This is a genomic window from Duganella sp. GW822-FHT06D06, assembly GCF_058799615.1.
Genome location: NZ_JBXALQ010000046.1, coordinates 1 through 5,186, shown reverse-complemented (window position 1 = coordinate 5,186; position 5,186 = coordinate 1). Strand labels below are relative to the sequence as shown.

Sequence of the window (5,186 nt, the reverse complement as noted above, 5' to 3'; positions counted from 1 at the left end):
CAGCAGGACTAGCCTGCTGCGCACTTTCATCAAACGTCCACACTTATCGACTGTAAATTTTTAAAGAACTTATTCGGTACTGCTTGCTGAAGAAGCGTTGTGTTCATCAGCGAAGAGGCAAGAGTATGAAGCGTTTCGTCTATCTCGTCAAGCTCTTATTTTCCTTACTTAACTCAGCATTTACATGCGTCGTTCTGCAAGGGGGCGAACTATAGCAAAGGTGTAATAATTCTGTCAAACATTATTAATGACAATATCAATGCGCTTATGTACATCCTCGGCAAATGCCAGGAATTCGCGCATCTCTTCCGGCTGCGATACATCCAGCGCATACCATTCGGCTGAGCCGCCAGCTCTGCGTATCTCCGTGACCAGCGCGTGCAGCTTGCTGGAGCGTCGCGCGCCCAAGACCAGATGATGTCCTTCGCCCGCCAAGTGGCGGGCTGTCGCCGGACCGCAGCCCCGGCTGGCGCCGGCAATCAGGATAACCTTACGAATTGTTTGTACAGTAGCAGTCATGACGCGGTCCTTTCGATGGCAGTAACACCAGACTGCATCTTACGGAATCAGACCCATGCTGCGAATGCACACGACTATGCACTTATTGCCTAATCCTATAGATCGGTGTGTGCATGGTGGCGATGAAACCTGGAATCGTGGATCATTCCTCTTCATTACAGCATTTGAGAGGACCCGGACGTGGAACGCATGATCGCACTGCATCAACAGTTGGCGCGCAACGAGGGTTACACCTTGTCGGCGCTCGACGATGTCCGCCTGACCCGCTCGAATTGCAGCTCGACCAAAACCCCGGCCATGTCGGATCCCTGCATAGCGATCGTGCTCCAGGGCCGCAAGCGCGCCTACTTCGGTGGCGACGTGCTGCAGTTCGACGCCGAGCACTACCTGGTGGTGGCCGTGCCCATGCCCTTCACCAGCACCACCGACGCTACGCCGGAGGAACCGTTCCTGGGCCTGTCGATCCGGGTCGACCGCACCACCCTCGCGGACCTGATGTTCGCCATCGATCAGACCGACAACGAAGTGCCGGCCATGCCCAAGGGCATGATGACTACCCGCATGGATGAACGCCTGAGTGAAACCGTGCTGCGTCTGCTCGAAGCCTTGAGCTCGCCGCTGGAAGCGCGCGTGCTTGGCCCGGCGATCGTGCGTGAAATTTGCTACCGCGTGCTGATGGGTGAACAGGGCGCCGCCATGCGCGCGGCGCTGACCAACCAGGGCCAGTTCGGCCGGATCGCAAAGGCGCTGCGCCGCATCCATGCCGATTACTCGGCCGACATCGACGTCGGCATGCTGGCCGCTGAAGCGAACATGAGCGTGCCGGCCTTCCATGTGCATTTCAAGTCGGTCACCCACTGCTCGCCAATTCAATACCTGAAGTCTGCCCGCCTGCACCAGGCGCGGCTGTTAATGGCGCGCAGCGACATGACCGCGCAAGCCGCCTCGGCTCAGGTCGGCTATGAAAGCCCCTCGCAATTCAGCAGGGAATTCAAGCGCTTCTTCGGCCGCAGTCCCGGCGAAGAAGCCAGCGCCATGCGCCGCCTGCTGGCCGTGCAGCCAGCGGAGCCCGCAAGATTGCTTTAAAAATAAGTTGCGGTTACTATTCGGTAACGGGTGGAATTAAAAATTAGTCAACTCCGCCCCGGTAGTACCACTTATTATTAGGAGCAATATGCGACAAATCATTATCACTGCGGCGGCGCTCGCGACACTGCTGTCGGCGGCTGCGCCGTCATTCGCCGGCCCCGGATTCGAACCGGGCGTTTATGCCGAAATCGTCGGCGGCCGCACTTCGGTCTCCTCCAAGCACGCCGTCAACGGCGACGACGTTTCCTTCGGCGCCGGACTGGGCTACCAATACACGCCAAACCTGGGCTTCGAAGTCTATACTCGCAGCCTGAGCTTCACCCCCATCGTGGCGGCGTTGTCTGCACCTGGCCACTACCCGGACCAGCATTCCGGCATTGCCGTCATCGGCACCGTGCCTCTGAACGAAAGCTTCAGTCTGTTGGGCCGCGCCGGCGTGGGCCGCACAACCATGAAAGCGAACCGCAGCACGTTGAGCGACCGCACCGACACCGACGCAGTGGTAGGCCTCGGCGTACGCTACGCATTCAACCGCAACTTCTCGCTGAGCCTGGAAGGCACCTACCTGGGCAAGAGCGAAGTTTCGATCTATTCGATCGGCGCCCGTTACCAGTTCTGAAACGCTTGGCGCTGCATGTCTGGATACAGCCGCGCCAGCGTGGCTGATGCGACGCGCTGAACAAGCGGCTGGATCAGCCTGATGGCTGGTACGGCCGCATTATCGACCCGCACACTCCGCCACAACATCAGTAGTTCCGCATCGTGTTGTGCGACTGTCTGTTCCACCTCGCTCTGCCAAAACGCCGGCGACTCTCCTTCGATAAAATCGCCCCGGCCACGGCCGAAATGCGCCACCGCCAGGTAGCGCAACACACCGGCCACCACCAGCGTGCGTAAGAAGGCTTCGGTAAATTGCATGGTCGGCTGCTTGCGATCGGTGCTGGAGTTGAATCCCCAAGCCGCGCCGGCAAAGGTCAATGCGCCCACCACGCCACCGAGCAGCGCACCGCCACCAAGACTCAGGCCACCGGACAGCAGGTCGGCCGACAAGCCGGTCGCGGCGCCGGAAATCATCGCGCCCAGCAAGCCTGCCTGTGCCCGGTCGACCGGCGCGCGCACCGTAAAATTGTCGCGCACCCTGGCGTCGATCTTGATTGCTTCGGCGGGATCAAGCTTATGCAGGATCAGCAACTCGCGCGTCATCTCCGCAGTCGCCAGGTTCAGCCGCGTGACGAGGGCAGCCATTGCACGGTCCTGGCGTTGTTGCTCTTCATTTTTCCCGACGCCTATCACTTTCAGCGCGGACTTGAGCACGCTTCGGGCCTCGGCTTCGATCGCCTCGCTATCCTGTGCGGCCAGCACCAGCTGCCTGGCCAGCGACTGCATCGCCTGGTCATAGCGCCTTGTATTGTTTGCCTCCCAGACAGCGAGCAGGCGCGCATACGGCGCCTGCATCGGCTCATCGAGCTGCTTGCCTACCGCCTCGTAGAAAACCTTCTCGTGAACCCAGCAGCGCGCGAACGCATCAAGCGCCAACACCTCGCGCACCGTCGGATACTGGCGTAGATAATCGCGCCACCGGGCCTGCTCCGCCTGCTCCAGCGCCGCCGGGCGCGGCGGCCCCATCTGATTGAGCAGCACCAGCACCGACTTGCCCAGCCATGCCAGGATCTGCATTTCCGCAGGCAGGTAACCCGCATCTTCGGGCGGCTCGGCGGAATTCACCAGATAGAGCACGACATCAGCCGCATCCTTGGCGGCGCGCAGCGCTTGCTGGCTCAGCCAGAACGGCCGGTCGCGATGGCGATCGATGACTTCGCGCAGAAACCAGCCGATCGGATTGCCCGATTGCCCCAGCCGCTTCAACAGGCGCACCGAGTCGCCGAAGCCCGGCGTATCCCACAACTGCAAGCTATCGCCCTGCGGCGTCTCGAGCAGCGTGTGCGATTCGGCAAAGACCGTCACATGCGCGGCATCGCGCACTTCGCCGACATCCATGCCGATCAGCGTGCGCGCCAGCGTGGTCTTGCCGTTGTTGGTGTGCGAGATCAGCGCGAGCTGAATGGGCGGGTGTTTATGCATGGGGCTTCAGCAGGTTGACGACCTCGGTCTTGACTTGATGGAAGGCGCAAAATTGCTGCCACAGCGCGGTGCGTTCGGCCAGACGGGCGCGGGCATCGGCCTGCTCGCCCATGCGGTCGAGATAGGCGGATTCGTCCAGCAAGGCGATGACCTCGCGCGGTGATGAGGCCACCAGATAATCGAGCAGCGCGCCGTGGTTTTCTTTTTCCGGCGTGGCCGACAAATTGAACAACGCCGCCGTGGTGTCCACGCTCAGGTCCACATCCCGCAAGATCAATTGCGGTTCCGCACCGTACGCAATGGGAGGCCGCAGCATCAGGCGGCCTTGCTCGCCGAACAGCGTGGCGGCGATTTGCGCCAGGCTTTTGTGGCGTGCTTCATCAACGGTAAAACTGTAGGGCAGCACACGCAGCGTGCCGGCAGCAGCGATGCCGAAACCTCCGCCGAGTTTGCGGAAATATGGCTGCTCCAGATCCAGCGGAAAACGCTGCACCCATCGCGCGGCACGCCAGTTGTCGAGCGCGGCCAACAGCAGGCGCGGCAACACCACCAGCAACAGCATGGTGGCAGCGTACAAATGCACCCAACGCGCGCCGCCTTCTACCGCAGTGGTTTGCGGGAAGCGCAGCGCCGCAACCTCGGCGAACGAAAAATCCTGGAGATGAAATATGGCGACCGCCGGCGCGAATAATATGGACAGCAGCGCGTGCACCTGGCCGGCGTCGAGGAAGGTACTTTCCCAGCCGGCCGCATATTGCGACCAGAGGCCGCGCGCATACAAGGAGGCGAGTGCGCCGATCGCAAACATCGCAGCACTCAGGTGAATGGTGCGGTTCAGGCGCGCGGCGGTGAGCCTGGCGCTCAGTTGCGTCCATTCGGCGGAAAAACTCAACAGGGCCGCTGACAGCACGCCCGGCAATTTGCGCGGCAATCCATGCTTGCGTGTCAGCCGCATGATCGGCCAGGTTGGCCGGCGTGCAGGCATCAACAACCAAGCGAGCATGCACAGATACACCAGCAGATTCCACGCGACGATCAACAACAACGGCGCCGACAGCAAATCGACGCGATGCGGATCGGTGATGCGGTCGAGCCCGGCGCCGAGCAGCAATGCGATAGTGGGCAGGGCAAGTGAGAACGCCTTCCAGTGCTGGCGCTGTTTGGCGAAGGCGGCAAACGCGGGGGTGCGCTCAGCGATGCGTTTGAGGATGAGTTCTGAGCGCTGCTGCAAAAAATCATCGGCCGTGACCTCGGCCTGCTTGCCGACGGCTTGCCATTGCGCGAGTTCGCGCGCACTGCGGCTGGCGTACATGCGATCGTCGTCGCTGAGAATTTCTTTATCCTGGTCGGCAGTCTCGATGGCGCGCACCAGTACGACGTCTCTTGCAGTGTGTTCGTTCATGTCGAGAGTATATCTCCGAACGAAAAAAAGCCCCGACCAAATCATTGGAAGGGGCTTTTTTAATATAACTAGCCTGACGATAACCTACTTTCAC

Annotated in this window: 5 protein-coding genes; 2 read left to right on the top strand and 3 right to left on the bottom strand. The window is 60.7% G+C overall.

What is annotated here, in order from left to right; all coding sequences use genetic code 11:
* Window positions 1–234 precede the first annotated feature (234 nt).
* Entirely contained in the window at window positions 235–519 is a 285-nt protein-coding gene (locus tag AC1RMD_RS31060; RefSeq protein WP_492932704.1) for an SDR family NAD(P)-dependent oxidoreductase, read from the bottom strand.
* A 189-nt stretch (window positions 520–708) separates the two neighbouring features.
* Between AC1RMD_RS31060 and AC1RMD_RS31055 the strand changes: the two genes are divergently transcribed.
* Window positions 709–1,605 (top strand): AraC family transcriptional regulator, encoded by an 897-nt coding sequence (locus AC1RMD_RS31055; protein ID WP_492932702.1) that lies wholly within the window; start codon window positions 709–711, stop codon window positions 1,603–1,605.
* Window positions 1,606–1,693: 88 nt separating this feature from the next.
* Window positions 1,694–2,227: an outer membrane beta-barrel protein gene (locus AC1RMD_RS31050; RefSeq protein WP_492932700.1), complete on the top strand. Its 534-nt coding sequence runs from the start codon at window positions 1,694–1,696 to the stop codon at window positions 2,225–2,227.
* On the opposite strand, the gene AC1RMD_RS31045 is transcribed toward AC1RMD_RS31050, so the two are convergent.
* Window positions 2,215–3,690 carry a DUF3482 domain-containing protein gene (locus AC1RMD_RS31045; protein ID WP_492932698.1) on the bottom strand — a complete coding sequence of 492 codons (1,476 nt, stop codon included), beginning with the start codon at window positions 3,688–3,690 and terminating at the stop codon, window positions 2,215–2,217. The genes AC1RMD_RS31050 and AC1RMD_RS31045 overlap by 13 nt on opposite strands.
* On the bottom strand, window positions 3,683–5,092 hold the full coding sequence (locus AC1RMD_RS31040) for a DUF2868 domain-containing protein (RefSeq protein WP_492932696.1): 1,410 nt from the start codon (window positions 5,090–5,092) through the stop codon (window positions 3,683–3,685). The genes AC1RMD_RS31045 and AC1RMD_RS31040 overlap by 8 nt, the downstream gene beginning before the upstream one ends.
* Window positions 5,093–5,186: the final 94 nt, after the last annotated feature.

Bases quoted from the DNA above. Each gene is read 5' to 3' on its own strand.
- AC1RMD_RS31060 (WP_492932704.1), bottom strand. From the start codon at position 519: ATGACTGCTACTGTACAAACAATTCGTAAGGTTATCCTGATTGCCGGC.
- AC1RMD_RS31055 (WP_492932702.1), top strand. From the start codon at position 709: ATGATCGCACTGCATCAACAGTTGGCGCGCAACGAGGGTTACACCTTG.
- AC1RMD_RS31050 (WP_492932700.1), top strand. From the start codon at position 1,694: ATGCGACAAATCATTATCACTGCGGCGGCGCTCGCGACACTGCTGTCG.
- AC1RMD_RS31045 (WP_492932698.1), bottom strand. From the start codon at position 3,690: ATGCATAAACACCCGCCCATTCAGCTCGCGCTGATCTCGCACACCAAC.
- AC1RMD_RS31040 (WP_492932696.1), bottom strand. From the start codon at position 5,092: ATGAACGAACACACTGCAAGAGACGTCGTACTGGTGCGCGCCATCGAG.